Below are 18,130 nucleotides of genomic sequence, written 5' to 3'. Positions count from 1 at the left end.
ACCACCCATGGGCGTACTGGACGGCTACACCGTCATCGACCTGTCCATCGCGATGGCCGGACCGCTGGCCGCGATGCGGCTGGGCGACCTCGGCGCCGACGTGATCAAAGTGGAGCCGGTCACCGGGGAGTGGCAGCGCAGCTCGCCCGCGGGCGGAGCCGTCGGCAAGGAGATCAACGCCTCGTTCCTGTCGCTCAACCGCAACAAGCGCAGCCTGGCGGTCGACCTCAAGAGCGAGGAGGGCAGGACGATCGTGCTGGAACTCGCCCGGACGGCGGACGTGTTCCTGCAGAACTACCGTCCCGGCGTGGCCGAGCGCCTGGGCGTGGACTACGAGAGCGTCAGGGCCGTCAACCCCTCCATCGTGTACGTCTCCATGTCCGGGTACGGCGAGTCGGGCCCGATGGCCGGCCGGCCGGGACAGGACCTGCTCCTCCAGGCGATGAGCGGCGCCATGTACTCCACCGGCCGGGACGGCGACGCGCCCGCCCCGTCCGGGACCTTCGCCATCGACGCCGTCACCGCCTACAGCGCGTTCGAGGGCGCTCTCGCCGCGCTGCTGCACCGCGCCAGGACCGGTGCGGGCCAGCTGGTGTCGGTCAACATGCTGGACGCGGCCATCGCGGTCCAGATGCAGGAGCTCGGGGTGTACACCGTGGGCGGCGTACCGCAGACCCGCGGGACGGAGGCGCACGCCCACACCTACATCCGGGCCCCCTACGGCGTCTTCGCCACCGGCGACGGCTACCTGGCGCTGGCGATGCCCGACCTGGGCGTCCTGGCCACGGTGCTGGACGTGCCCGAGCTGGCCACGATGGACCCGCACGTGGACGGCTACGCCCAGCGCGACCGCATCACCGCGCTGGTCCGCGCCGCGCTCGCCCGGGACACCACCGCGCACTGGCTGGCCGCCCTGCGGGACGCCGGACTGTGGGTGAGCCCCGTCTACTCCTACGCCGACCTCCTGGACGACCCGCAGGTCAGGCACAACGGCTCGTTCGTCACCTACGACCACCCGACGGAGGGGACCGTGACCACGCCCGGGTTCGCCTTCCGGCTCAGCGCCACCCCGCCGGAGGTCCGTTTCGGTGCGCCCCGGGTCGGCGAGCACACCGGCGAGATCCTGCGCGCGCTCGGCTACCCGCCGGAGCGTATCGAGGAACTGGCCGACCAGGGCACGGTCGCCCATGTCTGACACGACCCTGACGACGCTGAGCGGGCTCACCTGGGACCATCCGCGCGGGTACGGGCCGCTGGAGCGGCTCAGCCGCGACGGCGCGCCGGTCCGGTGGACCCGCCAGCCGCTGCACGGATTCGAATCCGAGCCCATCCACGACCTGGCCCGCCGCCACGACCTGCTGGTGATCGACCACCCGGGTCTCGGCGCGGCGGTACGGCACTCGGCCCTGCGGCCCGTCGACTCGCTCCTCGACGCCGACGAGCTCATGGCGATCCGGGCGGCCGGCGTCGGCGCGAGCTACGACTCCTACTCCCTCGACGGCACGCAGTGGGCGCTGCCCATCGACGCCGCCGCCCAGGTCAGCGTGATCCGGCCGGACCGGTTCTCCGGACCGCCGCCCGCCACCTGGGCCGAGGTCGCCCAGACGGTACGGACGACGCCCACCGCGCTCTGCCTCGGCGGCCCGCACGCGTTCCTGATGTTCAGCGCGATCTGCGTCGCCGCGGGCGAGGAACCGGGGCGCACCCCGGACGGCTACGTCTCCCGGGACATCGGCCGCGCGGTGTTCGAGCTGATGGCCGAACTGGCCGGCCACAGCGACCGGGGCCTGGCCGGGGCCGACCCCATCGGGGTGTTGGCCGCGATGGAAGGCGACGACGGGCCCGCGTACTGCCCGCTGGTCTACGGCTACGTGAACTACCAGGGGACGCTGCGGGCCGGGTCCGCGCCGGCCTGGACGCCGGACGGCCGTCCGGGCAGCGTGCTCGGCGGGACGGGCGTCGCGGTCTCCGCGTACTGCGCGCGCCCCGATCTGGCCGCGCGGGAACTGCGCCGGCTGGTGTCCCCGCGAGTCCAGCGGGAGGTGTTCCCGGCCTCGGGCGGACAGCCCGCGGCGCTGGCCGCCTGGACGGACCCGGGCGTCAACGCCGCCGCGCACGGCTTCTACCGGGAAATCGCGTCCACGGTGGCCGCGGCCTGGGTCCGGCCGCGTTTCGACGGCTTCATCGGCTTCCAGGCCACGGCCTCGCGGCTGCTGCGCGAGGCCCTGCTCGACGGGTCGCCGCCGGACCGCACGCTGGACGGGATCGACGAGCGGTTCCGCGCCGCACGCGAAGGAGCGTCACGATGAACCCGCACGCCGCGGCCTTGATCACCGGCGCGGGCGGCGCCCTGGGCCGGGCGACCGCGCTGCGGCTGTCCGCCGACGGACGCCCGGTCGCGATCCTCGACGTCGACGAGGACAACCTGGCGGAGACCGCACGCCTGATCGAGGAGACCGGCGGCGCGGCGCTGCCGCTGATCGTGGATCTGCGCGACGCCCAGGCCATCGCCGACGCGATCCAGCGGACGATCGACCGGTTCGGGCCGCTCGGCGTCCTGGTGAACAACGCCGCGATCTACCCCAGCCGCCCGTTCCTGGACGTCCCGATCGCCGAATACGACGACGTGCACGCGGTCAACCAGCGCGCCTACTGGATCGCCGCGCAGTGCGCCGCCCGGCGGATGGCCGCCACCGGCGGCGGCGCGATCGTCAACCTCGCCTCGATCACCATGCACGGCGGCTGGAGCGACCTCGCCGCGTACGTCGCGACCAAGGGCGCCATCACCTCGATGACCCGCGCGCTGGCCCGCGAACTCGGGCCCATGGAGATCCGGGTGAACTGCGTGTCGCCCGGCGCCTTTCCCACCGCGGCCGAGACGATCCATCCGGATCCGGACGCCTACAACCGGTCCGTGCTGGCGAGCCAGGCGCTCAAACGGCGCGGCAAACCGGCCGAACTGGCCGCGGTGATCTCTTTCCTGACCGGCCCGGACTCGACGTTCGTGACCGGGCAGTGCCTCGAAGTCAACGGTGGATGGGTGATGGCGTGAAGCTGTACGGCAAGGAATACGACCGGCGGACCCTGGCCCGGATGGCGGGCGACGTCGCCGCGGCGGGCGGAGTGCGCTCGGTGGTGCTGGCGGACGGCTCCGAGCGGGGCGTCCGCACCCTGGAGTTCCGCACCGCGGCCGGGCTGGCCTTCGACGTGCTGGTCGACCGGGCCATGGACATCGGCCCGGCCCGGTACCGCGGTGTGGGTTTCGGCTGGGAGTCCGCGACCGGCTACCGCAACCCGGGCCTGCACGAGTACGCCGACGAGAACGGCCTGTCCTGGCTGCGCAGCTTCTCCGGCCTGGTCGTCACCGCCGGGCTCGACCACACCCTGTTCACCGCCGACGTGGACGCGGCGAACTACCGCTACCCGCACCGGAGCACGGTCTGGAACGGCCTGCACGGCCGGGTGGCCAACATCCCCGCGCGGCTGTCCGGCTACGGCGAGCGCTGGGACGGCGACCGCTGCGTGCTGTGGGCCGAGGGCGAGGTCAGGCAGGCCGCCATCTTCGGTGAGCACCTGCGGCTCGTCCGCCGGATCGAGGCCGACCTGGACGGCACGGAGATCCGGCTGACCGACACCGTGCGCAACGCGGGCTTCGACCGCACCCCGCACATGTACCTGTACCACATCAACATCGGCTGGCCGCTGCTCGACGAGGGCGCCCGGTTCGTCGCGCCGATCAGGGAAACCCTCTGGGCCAGCGACAGCGACACCGAGCAGGGCGCGTCCAACCTGGTCTTCGACGGCCCGCGCCCCGGCTTCGTCGAGCAGGTCTACGAGCACGACCTCCTCCCGGACGAGCACGGCCGGGTACGCGCGGGGCTCGTCAACGACCGGCTCGGCCTGACCTTCGAGGTCGAGTACAACAGCGCCGAGTTCCCCGCGTTCTTCCAGTGGATGCACCTGCGCGAAGGCGCCTACGCCGTCGGCTTCGAGCCCAGCACCAACGCCGTCGCCGGCGAGCCCGCCGCCCGCGAGGCCGGCACGCTCACCTTCCTCGAACCGGGCGAGGAACGCGCCTACCACACCGCCCTGCGCATCCTGGAGACCTGAGGGCGGCCCTCGTCGGTGCTGATCCCGACGTCGCGCCGCGGTGCTGGAGGATGGCGTTCAGGCCGGGGCGCGGTGCCGTCCACGAACGCCTCGACGTCGTCGAGCCGGCCGGCCGGGCCGCCGACCGCGTCGAGCACGCCGCGCGCGGGCGAGCCGGGCGTGGTCGGGGCCTTGTGCGGGCGCAGCCCGCCGGTCGCCTCGTCGCAGGCGATGGCGTCGACGAACGTGCCGCCGATGTCCACCGCGAAGCGGATCGCCGAGGTCACAGGGCACCTGCGTGCCGGGGGGCAGGCAGGTCGTCGCGGACGATCCGCCCGGCCTGCATGACGAAGGGGATGCGGCGCAGCGCGGAGACGTCGCCGAGCGGGTCGCGGTCGGTGACGATCAGGTCGGCCAGGTAGCCCTCCTCGACGGCGCCGGCCTGACCGGTCATGCCGACCAGGCGGGCCGCGTCGAGGGTGCCGGTGCGCAACGTCTGGGCGGGGTCGAGTCCGGCCTCCGACAGGAACTCCATCTCGCGGACCGCGACCACGGTGTCCTCGATCGGCTCGCCCGGCGGGTAGTCGGTGCCGGCGAGCATGGTGATGCCCGGCGCCCGCGGATCGGCGGGGTCGGCGACGCCGGCGGCGATGGCCCGGCGGATGCTGGCCAGGTGGCCGGGGCCGACCTCCAGGGCGCGCTCGATCTGCCAGGGCGTGAAGGCGTGCTCGGCCATCCACTCCGGGCAGCGGGTGACGCACAGGGTCGGGGTGAGGTAGACCCGCCGTTCCGCCATCCGCGCGGCCGTGTCCCCGTCCAGGTCGTAGGCGTGCTCGAAGCCGCGTACGCCCGCGTGCAGCGCCTCCCTGATCGCCGACCCGGACCCGGCGTGCGCGGTGACGTAGGTGCCGTGCTCCTCGGCGGCGCGGACCACCGCCCGCATCTCGTCCACCGTCATCTGCGCGCCGGTGAAGGACTCGCCCTGGTGGGCGATCCCGCCGGTGATGAAGATCTTGATCAGGTCGGCGCCCGCCGCCAGTTCCTGCCTGGCGGCGCGCAGGAATCCGTCGTGGCCGTCGGCGTAGGAGCAGGCGCTGCCGTGCCCGTGCCCGCCGGTCGTGGAGATCGCGCGGCCCGCGCCGACGATGCGCGGCGCGTCCACCCAGCCCTGCTCGGCGGCCGTGCGCACCAGCAGGTCGGCGCGGTTCTGCTCGTGCACGCAGCGGATCGTGGTGACCCCCGCGCGGAGGGCGTCCTGGGCCCGGGACAGCGCGCGCAGCGCCGTCAGGCCCGGGTCCTCCGACTCGTCGGTGGCCGAGAACGGGTAGACCACCGAGAGGTGGGTGTGCACGGAGATCAAGCCCGGCAGGAGATACCTGCCGCCCAGGTCCACCGTGGCCGCCTCCGGTGGCGGGGCGGCGGCGGTGATCCGCTCGATCCGCCCGGCCGTCACCGCCACGTTGTGGTTCGCGCGGACCCGCCCGGACCGTACGTCCACCACGTGCCCGCCGGTCAGCCAGAGCGTTCCGGGTTCCGGCGGCCGGGTGCGTCCTCCGGTCGTCACCGCTGTCTCCTCTCGTTCGTGTCCGGCGTCCCGCCCACCTTGGCCGCCGCGGTCGATCTCCTGGCAGCGCTGGTGTGGCAGCCCGCGGGAACCGGGGGAGCTGGCCATGGATCTGCTGCAGCGGCTGGAGAAGCGTTCTCCCGGCGAGCATGGCGGCGGGCGTTCGGACCGGGTGGGGGCCAAGCTCATCACCTGTGCGTCCTGCGCGCCCCCGCGTTGACGGTCATCAGGACATGGGGCCGACGTAGAGCCAGCCGTCGCCGTCCCGGACGAAGCGGCTGTGCTCCCGCAGGACGCCGGGGCCGCCGGCGTCCACGTAGTGCGCGGCGAAGCGAACCGTACGTCCGGCGGCCTCCAGGACCTCCAGGCGCACCCAGCGCAGCGAGGACTCCAGCTCCAGGGACTCCGGCCGCGTCGCCGGGTGCCAGGTGCGGAGCAGGTAGCCGACGTCGCCGACGGCGAAGGCGCTGAACCGGGACCGCATCAACGCCTCCGCCGTCGGAGCCGCCTCTCCCCGGTGCAGCCTCCCGCAGCAGTCCTCGTACTCGGCGGGCAGCCCGCACGGGCAACCGGATCGTCTGGCCATGCCGCCCATCATGAACCCTCAGGCGAAGAGGCGTGACCACCGGGGCTGTGACCGGCGCCGAGCGGAGTGCGAATCTGTCGGCGGGGGCTGCTAGAACTTGACTCCCCCTTCGTTGAGGAGTCCCAGTGATTCACGCGCATCTCACCGAGTTCCACGGTCTCCCCGTTCAGTACGTGGGCGGAGCCGGTTCCGCCTCGCAGGTCGCCTGGCGGGTGGCGGGAGATCCGTACGACGGTGACGAAACCATCGAGGACAGCCTCCGGCAGCTGTTCGACGAGGTCGACGGCGACGAGGTGCGGGCGATCGTCGTGGGCACCTGGGGGTGGGCGCACGACGACGACCGCGCCGACGTGCCGGTCCAGCTGCTCGTCGAGGCCGCCGGCAGGCTTCCCGCGCTGGAGGCGATCTTCCTCGGTGACTACGTGAGCGAAGAGTCCGAGATCTCCTGGATCGGGCAGGCCGACGTCACGCCCCTCCTGACCGCCTATCCCCGGTTGAAGCGGCTGGACGTGCGGGGGAGCGACGGGCTCGAACTCCGTCCCGTCACGCACTCCTCGCTGGAGACCCTCCGCTTCGAGTCGGGCGGGCTGCCCGGCGCGGTGGTCCGCGCGATCGGCGCGTCCACGCTGCCCGCGCTCCGCCATCTGGAGTTGTGGCTCGGCTCGGAGAACTATGCGGGCGACTCCGGCCCGGACGACTGGGCGACGATCCTGGCGGGCGGCGGCCTGCCCGCGCTGACCCATCTGGGGCTGCAGGACAGTGAGCGGCAGGACGACGTGGCCGCCGCCGTCGCCACCGCGCCCATCGTGGCCCGGCTGGAGTCGCTCGATCTGTCGATGGGCGCCCTGTCCGACGAGGGCGCGGAGGCGCTGCTGTCCGGCCAGCCGCTCACCCATCTCAAACGCCTCAACCTGCGCCACCACTACATGAGCGAGGAGATGGCCGCGAAGGTCGGGGAAGCGCTCGCGGACGTCGAGGTCGACCTGACCGACCGGCAGGAGCCCGACGGCACGTGGCGCTTCATCGAGGTGTCCGAGTGACGGCACCCGCCTTCGTGGTCGTCGGCACGCCGGGGGATCGGCGGGTGAACCTGTTCGCGGCGGCCCTGGAGACCCACGGCCTGACCGGGCCGTCCGTCGTCGCCTGGCGTGACCTGCTCGCTGGGGCCGAGATCGGCGTCCCCGCGGGGGCCCTGGTCCGGATCGACTCGCCGGGGGAGGACCCCGAGGCCGACGCGTTGCTGCGCGGCCCCGGATCACCCGCCCGGGTCGGCGGGGGAGCCGTCTGGCACGCCCGGTTCGTCCAGGCCCTCGAACGGATCCACCAGGCCGTGGCACGGACGCCGGGAGCGCGGCTGCTCGGCGACGTCGAGGAGATCGCGGTGATCTTCGACAAGCGGCGCTGCCACGCCCGCCTGCTGGCCGCGGGCGTGCCGGTGCCGCCCGCGCTGCCGGGACCGGTCGGCGGCTATGCCCACCTGCGGGAACTCATGGCGGCGGCGGGCTGGAGCCGGGTGTTCGTGAAGTCGGCCCACGGCTCGTCCGCGTCCGGGATCGTGGCGCTCCAGATCCGGGGCACGCGGGTCCACGCGGTCACGTCCGTCGAGCTCATCCGGCCCCGGCCGGGACACGTCGAGCTGTACAACACCCTGCGTGTCCCCACGTACACCGACGAGGCGGACATCGCCGCGATCATCGACGCCCTCGCGCCCGACGGACTCCACGTGGAGCGGTGGTTCCCCAAGGCGTCGTCGGACGGACGCATGTTCGACCTCCGGGTCGTGGTGATCGGCGGGCGGCCCACGCACGCGGTCGTCCGCGCCAGCCATCGGCCGATGACCAACCTGCACCTGGGCGGCACGCGCGGCGACCTCCAGCAGGTCCGCTCCCGGCTCGGAACGGCCGGGTGGGAGCGGGCCATGGCGGCCTGCGCGCGGGCGGCCGCATGTTTTCCCCGGTCCGTCATGGTCGGAGTCGATCTGATGGTGGGCGTCACCTGGGACCGTTTCGCCGTGGCCGAGGTGAACGCCTTCGGCGACCTGCTGCCCGGGCTTCCCGGCCTGCCCGGGAGCGGAGCCGAGGGACTGGACAGCTACCACGCGCAGGTGGCCCACCTCCTCGGACATCGGAGCGCGGCATGAGGGACATGGGCCAGATCATCGGTACCCATGATCTGCTGCTGGTCACCCTCGACACCCTGCGCTACGACGTGGCCGTCGACCTGCTGGCCCGGGGCAGGCTCCCCACCCTGGCGAGCGTGCTGCCGGGCGGTGTGTGGGAGCGGCGGCACTCGCCCGGCAGTTTCACCTACGCCGCGCACGCCGCGATCCTGGCCGGCTTCCTGCCCACCCCGGCCGGGCCGGGCCCGCATCCCCGGCTGTTCGCCGCCGCCTTCCCCGGCAGCGAGACCACCGCGGCGGGCACCTGCGTCTTCGACGCCGCCGATCTGCCGGGCGGGCTGCGCGAAGCCGGCTACCACACCGTGTGCGTCGGCGGCGTCGGCTTCTTCAACAAGCTGACCCCGCTCGGATCGGCGCTGCCGTCGCTGTTCGCCGAATCCCACTGGCGGCCCTCGTTCGGGGTCACCTCGCCGACGTCCTTCGAGGAGCAGATCGCGTGCGCCGAGCGGGCGGTGCGCGACCGAGCGGAGCCGGTGTTCCTGCTCGTCAACGTGTCGGCGCTGCACCAGCCGAACCACTTCTACCTGCCCGGGGCGACCGGCGACTCACCCGCGACGCACGCCGCCGCCCTGGAATACGTCGACCGGCACCTCGGCCGCCTCTTCGCTCTCATGACCGAACGGCGGCCCTGCCTGGCCATCGTCTGCTCCGACCACGGCACCGCCTACGGCGAAGACGGCTACACCGGCCACCGCATCGGCCACGAGGTCGTCTGGACGGTGCCCTACGGCGAATTCGTGCTCCAGCCCGGGGGACACCCATGAGACCTTACGAAGGGTACGTCTACGCGTACCCGCACAAAACGGCCTACCGCCCGCTTGATCCCCGGCCGCCGCTGAAGGAGGTCTGGACGGGTGAGCGCACCGACGCGCTCTTCCTCTACCTGCACGTGCCCTTCTGCGAGATGCGGTGCGGCTTCTGCAACCTGTTCACCAGAACCGGAGCCCCGGGGGAGCTGGTGGCCGCCTACCTGGACGCGCTCCGGCGCCAGGCGGACGTCACCCGGGAGGCCCTGCCGTCCGGCACGAGGTTCGCCGCCGCGGCCATCGGCGGCGGCACCCCCACGTACCTGGAGGCGGCGGAACTGGCCCGCCTGCTCGACCTGGCCGAGCAGGCCATGGGGGCGGACTTCTCGGTCGTCCCGCTCGCGATCGAGACCTCCCCGGCCACCGCCACCCCGGATCGCCTGGCCGTGCTCGCCGGGCGCGGCACCAGACGGGTGTCCATCGGCGTGCAGAGTTTCATCGACGCCGAGGCCAGGGCCGCCCTGCGCCCGCAGCGCCGCGCCGAGGTCGAGACCGCGCTCGCCGCCATCCGGGAAGCGGCCTTCCCCACGCTCAACATCGACCTGATCTACGGCATCGACGGCCAGACCCCGGACAGCTGGCGTCACTCCCTGGACGCCGCCCTCGCCTGGCGTCCCGAGGAGATCTACCTCTACCCGCTGTACGTCCGGCCGCTCACCGGGCTGGACCGGCACGGCCGCGCCTGGGACGACCAGCGCCTGAGCCTCTACCGCCAGGGACGCGACCATCTGCTGGCCGCCGGCTACGAACAGGTCTCCATGCGCATGTTCCGGCTGCCGGGCACGGACGCCGGCACCGAGTACTCCTGCCAGCACGACGGCATGGTCGGCCTCGGCTGCGGAGCCCGCTCCTACACCACCCGCCTGCACTACTCCTTCGAGTACGCCGTGGGCGTCCGGCACGTCCGCGCCATCATCGACGAGTTCGTCGCACTGCCGCGCGCCGAGTTCGCCTTCGCCAACACCGGTTTCGCCCTCGACGACGCCGAACGCCGCCGCCGTCACCTCATCCAGTCCCTGCTCCAGGCCGACGGCCTCGACCGGGCCGCCTACAAGGAGCGCTTCGGCACCGACGTCCTGGCCGACTTCCCCCTCGACGCGTTCGCGGAACGAGGATGGGTGGAAGACGACGCCACGCACGTACGCCTGACGCCGCACGGCCTGGCCTACTCCGACGCCATCGGGCCCGCCCTCTTCTCCGGCCGGGTCCACGCCCTTATGGACACCTATGACGCTCGCTGACAACTCAACGAAACCCCCGCCCACCCCCGACCCCCTTCCCGCGGCCCATTCCGTGGCCCGTCCCCCGGGTGTTGTCGGTGGTGGTTCGACGGAGCCGCTGTCGGCTGCCGATCCCGCTTCCGCGGTCCTTCCTGCGGCCCTTTCCGTGGCCCGTCCGGCGGGTGTTGTCGGTGGTGGTTCGAGGGAGCTGCTGTCGGCTGCTGGTCCCGCTTCTGCGGTCCTTCCTGCGGTCCTTTCCGTGGCCCGTCCGGCGGGTGTTGTCGGTGGTGGTTCGAGGGAGCCGCTGTCCACTGCCGATCCCCCTTCCGCGGCCCCTCCCGTGGCCTTTCCCGCAGGGGTTGTCGGCGGCACCGGATGCGCGGTGGAGGTCGCTCCCGCGCCGTCTCGGCCGCTGGGACGGGAACCGCTGTCAATCTGGGACATAACGCCCCGCTACGTGGATGTCGCCCCGGTCGGTGAGGTCCCGAAGCCACGGGAGTTGAGCCTGCTCTATCGGGGCCTGCTCGCCAGTTGCGACTACGACTGCGGATACTGTCCCTTCGCCAAACGCCGGGACAGCCCCGACCGGCTGCGCGCCGACCGCGAGGCCCTGGAACGCTTCGCGGCCTGGGTCGCGGCCCAGGACTTCCCGATCTCGGTGTTGTTCACCCCGTGGGGAGAGGGGCTGGTCAGGTCGTGGTACCGCACGGCGATGGTGGAGCTGAGCCGCCTGGACCATGTGCGCAGGGTCGCCATCCAGACCAATCTGAGCGGGCGGCTCGGCTGGCTGGCCGGCGCTGACCTAAACACGCTCGCCCTGTGGGTCACCTACCACCCCACCCAGGTGACCCACGATCGGTTCCTGGTCAAATGCCGGGAGCTGCTCACCCGTGGGGTGCGGTTCAGCGTGGGCGTGGTCGGCCTGCCCGGCCAGCTCGAAACGGCCAGACGGCTGCGGGCCGACCTGCCCGCCGAGGTGTATCTGTGGATCAACGCCGCCGAAGGGCACACGTACTCCGACCAGGAGGCGGTGGCCTGGACGGAGATCGATCCGCTGTTCGGGTACAGCCGGGAGCCGCACCGCAGCCGCGGGCTACCGTGCCGTACCGGCGACAGTGTGGTGTCGGTGGACGGGGAGGGCACGGTGCGGCGCTGTCACTTCGTCGCCCAGCCGCTCGGCAACCTCTACGACGGATCGGCCCTGCGCGCCCTCCGGCCCCGGCCATGCCCTCTCGACGTGTGCGACTGCCACATCGGGTACGTACACCTCGAAACGCTCGACCTCTACCGCACCTTCGCGGGAGGCGTCCTCGAACGCCTGCCCGCCGCCTGGCCAGGGCCATCCTCCGCGAAGACACCGGGGATCTCCACCTGAGCCCTGGCCGCCTGGCCGAGATCATCCCCCCGCGAAGACACCGGAGGTGATCAGGAAGGCATCGAGCGATCAGGTCTGCCCCTGCGGCCCGCCGCCCGGCCAGGCCCATCCCCCCGCGAAGAAAGCGGATGATCTGCACCTGCGCCTTGGCCGCCTGGCCCGGGATCATCCTCCCGCGAAGACACCGGAGGCGATCAGGAAGGCATCGATTGATCAGGTCTGCACTTGCGGCCCCGCCGCTTGACCAGGCCCATCCCCCCGCGAAGAAAGCGGATGATCTGCACCTGCGCCTTGGCCGCCTGGCCCGGGATCATCCTCCCGCGAAGACACCGGAGGCGATCAGGAAGGCATCGGTTGATCAGGTCTGTACCTGTGGCTCGTACTGCTCGTCGGAGAGGCCGAAGGTCCAGGCCACGCCCTGGCGCGCGGTGGTGACCCACGGTGGCACCCGCAGGAAGTAGGTCCGGCTTGTCCCGTCGGGTTCGGGCGTGGAGTTGACCACCTCCACCATGGTGAGTGGCTCGTCGTCGGCGACCGGAGCCCGCCAGAGTGTCCCGGTCTCGTCGCGGTGTACGAGGTCGGCCCCGGACTCTTGCAGGTAGCGGTCGAACCCGAAGTGCTCCAGCATCACCCGGCGCAGTTCGGCGTTGTCCTCCTCCCTGATGCGGGTCACCGACAGATCGGCCATGGCCGCGCCGAACTCCGGCGGAACGGGCATGCCGCGCCAGGCGTGCAGCGCGAAACCGTCCGGGAAGGCGAGGGCGGGGCCGACGGCCCGGTGCAGGCGGCCCAGGTCGTCAAGGTGCAGTTCGGACGGGCGTTCACAGATCAGCACGGCGTGCTCGAACGGCCACCACCACCCGGCCTCCCGCGCCACACGCATCAGACCGTCGAGCGGGGCCAAATCGACCGCGCCGCCACCTGCACCGCCGTCCGCGCCGCCACCTGCACCGCCGTCCGTGCTCCCCGTGCCGCCACCTGCGCTGCCCGTGCCGCCACCTGCGCTGCCCGTGCCATCACCTGCGCCGACTGTGCCGTCGTCTGTGCCGCCCGTGCCATCACCTGCGCCGACTGTGCCGTCGTCTGTGCCGTCGTCCATGCGGCCGAATGCCTCGAAGAACGCGAGCCAGGGAGCGTCGTGCTGCCCGAGGATCGCGTCAAGGGTTGTCCGGCGCAGGAGCATCCCGACCCCGCCGTCCTCCTCGGCCGGCCGAGGACGGCGAGGCCGACCGGCCGACCTGGCCTCCTCCGACGAGGTCGACCCGGGCGTGGCGGCTAGCCTGCCGATCCCGCGCCGGATCTCGCCCGCGAGGCCGTTGACCCTCGGCCAGCAGTCCGCGTTGACGAGCGCGCACGCCGCCGCCCACGCGGCCGGTGTGAGCAGGGCGGCGGCCTCGGCGCGGACGCGTTCCCACGGCCGGGTTCTGACCAGGTCGCGGACGGGCGCCCCGGCGTCCAGTTCGAGGAGCGCTTCCGGGAGGGCGTTCGACTCCCGGGCCTCGGCGCGGGTCTCCGGGTCTCCCGCGAGGACGGTGGCGGCCACCGCGGCCTGCGCGGGCGAGGCGAACCAGATGATCTGTTCCGGTTCCGGCAGTCCGGCCTGCCGGTAGGCGGCGCGCACGCCTTCTTCGGCGGCGGGCCGGTTCGCCGGGCCGGTCGCGTACGCGGTGAGTTCCCACCGGGTGACGGCGTCGGTGATCCGGGCGGCCAGTTCGGGCGAAAGAGCGAGAGTGGTCATGATTTCCTGGCTTGTCGGGGGGTTGGGGCGTCAGCGCTGAACCGGTCTCAATCGGCCACGAATCTGCGGTATTCGCCGGGCACGTACTCGAACTGACGCACGATCCGGAACCACCCCTTCGGGAGGGTGATGGCGGAATGCTCCTCGTGCACCAGCCGCCCGCCCTCCGGTAAGTGCAGGAACTCGGGATGTTCGCCATCCCGGTCCAGCAGCATCGTGCCGGGCCCGGGGACGGCGTGCGCGTGCCCCGTCGCCTCGCCGAGCGCCAGCACCAGCCGGCCACGACCGTCCCGGGCCGCGGCCCGCCGATGCGCGGGCACGGACTCCGCGGCGACCGGCATGATCAGAATGTCTCCCTGACGGAACACGGAACCTCCTCCTCGTCGTCGCTCGACAAGCTAGAGGACCCCACCGACAATTCCGCCGCCCCCGCACACCGTCGTCCCACGATCAGGACGGCACCACACCGGGACTGGCCACCGACAAGATCATGGGGGTACGAGCGCCGCCAAGGGAACGTGGTGCTGGCCCGCGTGGATGTCCCGATCGCGCAGGCTGCCCTGCGCCACCGGCCGGGGGTACGAGATCTTCACGACGTTGAGGGCGGGGATGCGGAAGATCTGGATGTCCGCCGGGTCGAGGTCGTACAGCCGCGCGATGACCTGCTCGTTGATGAAGTCCTCGTCGGCGACGGTCCCGTAGTCCTCCGCGGTACGCATGAAGAGTTCCATGGTGACCCAGAACGGGCCGGCGTTCTTCGAACGGACCTCCAGGGCCAGTTCGCCCAGCGTGGGCCTGCGGTCGTCAGTCACGGGAGTCACCCTCGGGGATTTCGATGCGGAACATGCCGGTGGGCTCGTCGGCGTCCACGACGTGGTTGAGCACGAACTGGTAGGCGGGACCGCGCTCGCTCTCGGCCGGTGAGGTGGCGAAGGCCAGGCTCGGCAGATAGTCCATGTCGGGGGTCGGGAGATGGAGCATCAGCGGATTCGCGATCTTGGCGATCGCGGTGGCCGTGGCCTGGTCCGGGGCGTTGACCAGCATCATCACACCGACCTCCCGGGGCGGCCCGGCCGCCGGATCGATGCTCCCCAGCACGGCGTTGTACCCGTACGGGCGGATGTCCACGGCGTAGCCGGAGGGTTCGAGGTCCAGCGTCTGCCGTACGCGCCCGGCGAGGATCTCGTGCATCAACGCGACCCACTCCTCGATCCGGGGGAGGATGTGCGGGTCCCGGATGGCGGTGAAGGACATGGTCTCGTAGCCCGTGATCCGGGCTCCTTCCAGTTTGATCGTGTACTGGTCGGCGGGTTCGAAGCGGGATCCTTCGACGCGTACCCGGCGGTCGTCCAGCGCGGTGTAGGTCGCGTCGGCGACCATCAGCGTGCCCGCCGGCTCGCGCATCTGGAACGGGTTGACCGTCTCGTAGAGCATGTGCGCCGCCACCGACGTCGTCGTGCACGCGGCGGCCGGGTCCAGGGGTTCGATGGTGAAGCCGCCCTGGTCGATGGTGGCGAGGACACCGCCCGCGCGCGGATTGGTGGTGCACTGCCCGCCACATTCAATGATCTTGGACGCGTGCCAGGTGGGTCCCGCCGGCATGCCCTTCATCAGCGGGTACGCGGCGGCGACGGCGGTGTCGGTGGCCCGGCCCGCGAGCACCACCTGGGCTCCGGCCTCCAGGGCCGCCACGATGGGTTCATGGCCCATCATGCCGACGATGTGGGTGCAGTCGTCCAGCGTGGCGGCGTCCAGGTCGCCCATCGGCGGCAGCGGGTGGACCCGCCCCTCGTTGAGCCTCTCCTTTAGCGCGGCGGCCGTCTGCTCGCTGTAGATCCGGGCGACCCTCAGGCCCAGGTTCTCCTCCCGCAGGATTCCGCCGGCGATCCCGGCGACCCAGTCCACGCCGGAGTCGGTGCCGCTCGTGCCGCACGAGCCGACGATCAGCGGGATGCCGGCGTCGGCCGAGGCCCGCAGCAGGATCCGCAGGTCCCGGGCGACGGCCGCGGCGGACGTCTTCGCCGTCCCCGAGCCCAGATAGTACGGACCTGAGTCGGTGGAACCACCGTCGACGGCGATCACGTCGGCCCCGAGCGCGATCCCCCGATCGATGGTCTCCGGCGGGAACCCCGCCCCGAGCATTCCGCTGGGAACCAGGACCCTGACCGTCTCCTCCGGTACGGGATCCTCGGTCGCGGGCGTACTCGTCAATGTCGGCCTCATCTCGCTAGTGATCATTGTGTGCGCGTTGAGCGAGGACCGGGGACGTCCCCGCAGGGCGGCCACCAGTTCACGGGCGCCCTCGAGGCCGGCGGCGCGCCGGGCCTCCGCGGTCTGCCCCGCCAGATGGGAGTAGACCGTGATGCCGGGGACGTCGCGCAGCGGACTGTCCGCCGGGAGCGGTTCGGTGCCGGTGACGTCGAGGGCGGCTCCGGCGAGCCGGCCCGCGCGTACCGCGGCGGCCAGCGCCGTCTCGTCGACGAGGGCGCCGCGGGCCGTGTTGATCAGGTGCGCCGTCGGTTTCATCCGCGCGAGCGCGGACGCGTCGATCAGGTGCCGGGTGGCCGGGGTGAGCGCCGTGTGCAGGGAGAGGAAGTCCGCCGTGGCCAGCAGTTCGGCAAGGTCCACGAACTGGACGGAGGCGTCGTGGCGTTGGCCCTCCGGCACACCGGTCGTGCAGCGTACGGACAGCCCGAAGGCCTGGGCGAGCGGCACCACGGCCCGGGCCGTGGCCCCGTACCCGAGGAGCCCGAGCGTCCTGCCGCGAAGCTCGTGACCGTCCTCGCGCGGCCAGCGGCCGGCCTGGACACCGGCGGCGACCGGGACCAGCCGGCGCGCCTGGGCCAGCAGCAGGGCCATCGTGTACTCGGCGACGGCGTTGGCGTTGACGCCGGGCAGATTGCTCACCGAGACGCCCGCGCGGGTCGCGGCCGCGACGTCGACGGAGTCGTAGCCCACGCCGGTGCGTACCACCGCACGGAGGGCCGGGGCCCGCGCGAACACCTCGGCCGTCATCGGCTCGTTGGCGATCAGCGCGCCCTCGCACCCGTCCAGGATCGCGATCAGTTCGTCCTGCTCGCGGGTCCCCCGGAGCGGGCGGTGCCGGGTGGTGAAGCCGGCGTCGCGGAGGAGGTCGTCCACCTCGTCGCCGGGCACCAGGTAGTCGGTGGTGATGAGGACGGTGGGCGGGGTACTCACCGGACGCCCTCCGTGGAGGCGCTCGCGCGCCGGAGCCGGTCGATCCGGACGACCAGCAGAACGGCGACGACGGTCAGCACGGTGATGTGCAGGAGCATCAGACGCCATCCCGTGATGTCGACCGCCAGGCCGACGACGGCGGGCCCGGCGAACCCTCCGCCGGCCCATCCGACCGTGTACAGACCGGTGTAAGTCCCCAGGACGCGGCTCGACGGAGCCAGGTTCCACAGCACGACGACCGCGTTGATCACGAACCCGGCGGCGCCGGCCGCCGCGAGGCACAACGCCACGACGGTGACCGCCGGGGTCGGGACGACGGCCCCGAGGAGCGCGCCCGCGCCGAAGACCGTCATCCCGGCGGCCATGACCCGCAGCCGCCCGAAACGCTCGGCGAACAACGCGGCCGGTAAGGCGGCGAGGATGAAGGCGATCCCGCTCGGCAGCGTCAGCCCGCCCGCGTCGCCGTCGGACAGGCCGAGGACCTGCACGCCGTACGGGGTCATCAGCGAACGCGAGGCGAACCACGCTCCCGCGAAGACGAAGACGGCGACGATCAGCAGCAGCCGGCTCCGGTCGGGATCGAGCACCAGGTCACCGACGATGGTCCTTATCCTGACCTTGACGTCCGGGCCGCGCGACCCGGACGCCGCCGCTGCCTCGTCCTCCGCGAGGGCGGCCTGGTAGGCCGGTGAACGGCTGTCCCGTACGCGCCAGACGAGCACCGCCGCCGCCACCAGCATGAGGCCGGCGGGAACGGCGAAGGCCAGCTTCGGGTGGTCGTCGACCAGCAGCAGGCTGACCAGCGCGGCCACGATGGTGGTCAGCGCTGAGGCGATCTTCACGACGGCGTTCGCCCGGCTCCGGCGCGCGGGCTCGATGAAGTCGGGCATGAGCGATTCGCTGACGGGCCTGAAGCTGTTCATCACCAGCGCGTACAGGAAGAGAACCAGGATCAGCCAGGCCAGTGACGTCGCGTGCGGGATGAGCAGGAACAGCGCGGCGCCCACCGGCATCATGACCGCCAGGTACGGGATCCGGCGCCCCCACGCGGTCCGGGTGTTGTCCGACCGGTTCCCCATGTACGGCTGGATGAAGATCCCCAGGAGGTTGTCCATGCCCATGAGCAGGCCGATCACGGCGGCGCTGGCGACGTGGTCCCGCAGCAGTTCGGGCACCCGGTTGTCGTAGAAGTTCCAGGTCGACTCCTGGGCGAACACCGCCAGGGCCACGTAGAACGTGATCCTCCCGGTGCCGGCCGAACGGCTGTCGGCTCGCGTCGCGCTGGCCATGGCGTCCTCCTCGTGTGACAGCAGTCACAGTAATTGCCATAGCAAAAATGTCAACACATAGCATCCAACTACGCCATCGCAGCTGT

At 72.2% G+C, this 18,130-nt stretch carries 17 protein-coding genes; 9 read left to right on the top strand and 8 right to left on the bottom strand.

Annotated features, from left to right (window positions below; all coding sequences use genetic code 11):
• Positions 1-7: 7 nt before the first annotated feature.
• From Aph01nite_RS05335 to Aph01nite_RS05320, 4 genes are read left to right on the top strand one after another with little or no spacing between them, the layout of a single operon-like run.
• Positions 8-1,195 carry a CaiB/BaiF CoA transferase family protein gene (locus Aph01nite_RS05335; RefSeq protein ID WP_204039607.1) on the top strand — a complete coding sequence of 396 codons (1,188 nt, stop codon included), beginning with the start codon at positions 8-10 and terminating at the stop codon, positions 1,193-1,195.
• Complete coding sequence (locus Aph01nite_RS05330; RefSeq protein ID WP_204039606.1) at positions 1,188-2,309, top strand: type 2 periplasmic-binding domain-containing protein; 1,122 nt, start codon at positions 1,188-1,190, stop codon at positions 2,307-2,309. Before Aph01nite_RS05335 ends, Aph01nite_RS05330 begins: the two co-directional genes overlap by 8 nt.
• Positions 2,306-3,052, top strand: coding sequence for an SDR family NAD(P)-dependent oxidoreductase (locus Aph01nite_RS05325; protein WP_204039605.1), 747 nt, complete (start codon positions 2,306-2,308; stop codon positions 3,050-3,052). Before Aph01nite_RS05330 ends, Aph01nite_RS05325 begins: the two co-directional genes overlap by 4 nt.
• The gene (locus tag Aph01nite_RS05320; protein WP_204039604.1) at positions 3,037-4,110 is read left to right on the top strand and encodes an aldose 1-epimerase family protein; all 1,074 of its coding nucleotides are present in this window, start codon (positions 3,037-3,039) and stop codon (positions 4,108-4,110) included. The genes Aph01nite_RS05325 and Aph01nite_RS05320 overlap by 16 nt, the downstream gene beginning before the upstream one ends.
• Here the strand turns inward: Aph01nite_RS05320 and Aph01nite_RS05315 are convergent.
• From Aph01nite_RS05315 to Aph01nite_RS05305, 3 genes are all read right to left on the bottom strand, one after another.
• On the bottom strand, positions 4,077-4,376 hold the full coding sequence (locus Aph01nite_RS05315) for a hydantoinase/oxoprolinase N-terminal domain-containing protein (protein WP_204039603.1): 300 nt from the start codon (positions 4,374-4,376) through the stop codon (positions 4,077-4,079). The two genes, Aph01nite_RS05320 and Aph01nite_RS05315, sit on opposite strands and share 34 nt — an antisense overlap.
• Positions 4,373-5,653, bottom strand: a complete 1,281-nt coding sequence (locus Aph01nite_RS05310; RefSeq protein ID WP_204039602.1) for a metal-dependent hydrolase family protein — start codon at positions 5,651-5,653, stop codon at positions 4,373-4,375. The genes Aph01nite_RS05315 and Aph01nite_RS05310 overlap by 4 nt, the downstream gene beginning before the upstream one ends.
• Positions 5,654-5,879: 226 nt before the next feature.
• Entirely contained in the window at positions 5,880-6,239 is a 360-nt protein-coding gene (locus Aph01nite_RS05305; protein WP_239161408.1) for a YchJ family protein, read from the bottom strand.
• Positions 6,240-6,364: 125 nt separating this feature from the next.
• On the opposite strand from Aph01nite_RS05305, the gene Aph01nite_RS05300 reads away from it, so the two are divergent.
• The 5 genes from Aph01nite_RS05300 to Aph01nite_RS41150 all read left to right on the top strand — a co-directional run bounded on the left by Aph01nite_RS05300 (position 6,365) and on the right by Aph01nite_RS41150 (position 11,819).
• Positions 6,365-7,279 (top strand): STM4015 family protein, encoded by a 915-nt coding sequence (locus Aph01nite_RS05300; RefSeq protein ID WP_204039600.1) that lies wholly within the window; start codon positions 6,365-6,367, stop codon positions 7,277-7,279.
• On the top strand, positions 7,276-8,379 hold the full coding sequence (locus Aph01nite_RS05295) for an STM4014 family protein (protein WP_204039599.1): 1,104 nt from the start codon (positions 7,276-7,278) through the stop codon (positions 8,377-8,379). The genes Aph01nite_RS05300 and Aph01nite_RS05295 overlap by 4 nt, the downstream gene beginning before the upstream one ends.
• A complete protein-coding gene (locus Aph01nite_RS05290) occupies positions 8,376-9,182 on the top strand; it encodes an STM4013/SEN3800 family hydrolase (RefSeq protein ID WP_444978683.1) in 807 nt (268 codons plus the stop codon). The genes Aph01nite_RS05295 and Aph01nite_RS05290 overlap by 4 nt, the downstream gene beginning before the upstream one ends.
• Complete coding sequence (locus tag Aph01nite_RS05285; RefSeq protein ID WP_204039598.1) at positions 9,179-10,465, top strand: STM4012 family radical SAM protein; 1,287 nt, start codon at positions 9,179-9,181, stop codon at positions 10,463-10,465. Before Aph01nite_RS05290 ends, Aph01nite_RS05285 begins: the two co-directional genes overlap by 4 nt.
• Before the next feature lie 478 nt (positions 10,466-10,943).
• Positions 10,944-11,819, top strand: a complete 876-nt coding sequence (locus Aph01nite_RS41150; protein ID WP_239161407.1) for an STM4011 family radical SAM protein — start codon at positions 10,944-10,946, stop codon at positions 11,817-11,819.
• A 358-nt stretch (positions 11,820-12,177) separates the two neighbouring features.
• On the opposite strand, the gene Aph01nite_RS41145 is transcribed toward Aph01nite_RS41150, so the two are convergent.
• From Aph01nite_RS41145 to Aph01nite_RS05255, 5 genes are all read right to left on the bottom strand, one after another.
• Entirely contained in the window at positions 12,178-13,557 is a 1,380-nt protein-coding gene (locus Aph01nite_RS41145) for a DUF6745 domain-containing protein (RefSeq protein WP_239161406.1), read from the bottom strand.
• 47 nt (positions 13,558-13,604) lie between these two features.
• Positions 13,605-13,925: a DUF8820 family protein gene (locus Aph01nite_RS05270; RefSeq protein ID WP_204039596.1), complete on the bottom strand. Its 321-nt coding sequence runs from the start codon at positions 13,923-13,925 to the stop codon at positions 13,605-13,607.
• 120 nt (positions 13,926-14,045) lie between these two features.
• Positions 14,046-14,369 carry a DUF4387 domain-containing protein gene (locus tag Aph01nite_RS05265; RefSeq protein ID WP_204039595.1) on the bottom strand — a complete coding sequence of 108 codons (324 nt, stop codon included), beginning with the start codon at positions 14,367-14,369 and terminating at the stop codon, positions 14,046-14,048.
• Positions 14,362-16,755 (bottom strand): NAD(P)-dependent oxidoreductase, encoded by a 2,394-nt coding sequence (locus Aph01nite_RS05260; RefSeq protein ID WP_204039594.1) that lies wholly within the window; start codon positions 16,753-16,755, stop codon positions 14,362-14,364. Before Aph01nite_RS05260 ends, Aph01nite_RS05265 begins: the two co-directional genes overlap by 8 nt.
• Positions 16,752-18,044 (bottom strand): MFS transporter, encoded by a 1,293-nt coding sequence (locus Aph01nite_RS05255; protein ID WP_204039593.1) that lies wholly within the window; start codon positions 18,042-18,044, stop codon positions 16,752-16,754. Before Aph01nite_RS05255 ends, Aph01nite_RS05260 begins: the two co-directional genes overlap by 4 nt.
• Positions 18,045-18,130: the final 86 nt, after the last annotated feature.

Origin of the sequence: Acrocarpospora phusangensis (assembly GCF_016862995.1) — a bacterium.
GTDB lineage: Bacteria > Actinomycetota > Actinomycetes > Streptosporangiales > Streptosporangiaceae > Acrocarpospora > Acrocarpospora phusangensis.
The sequence above is the reverse complement of the archived record's forward strand: the minus strand, read 5'-3'. Positions and strand labels throughout refer to the sequence as shown.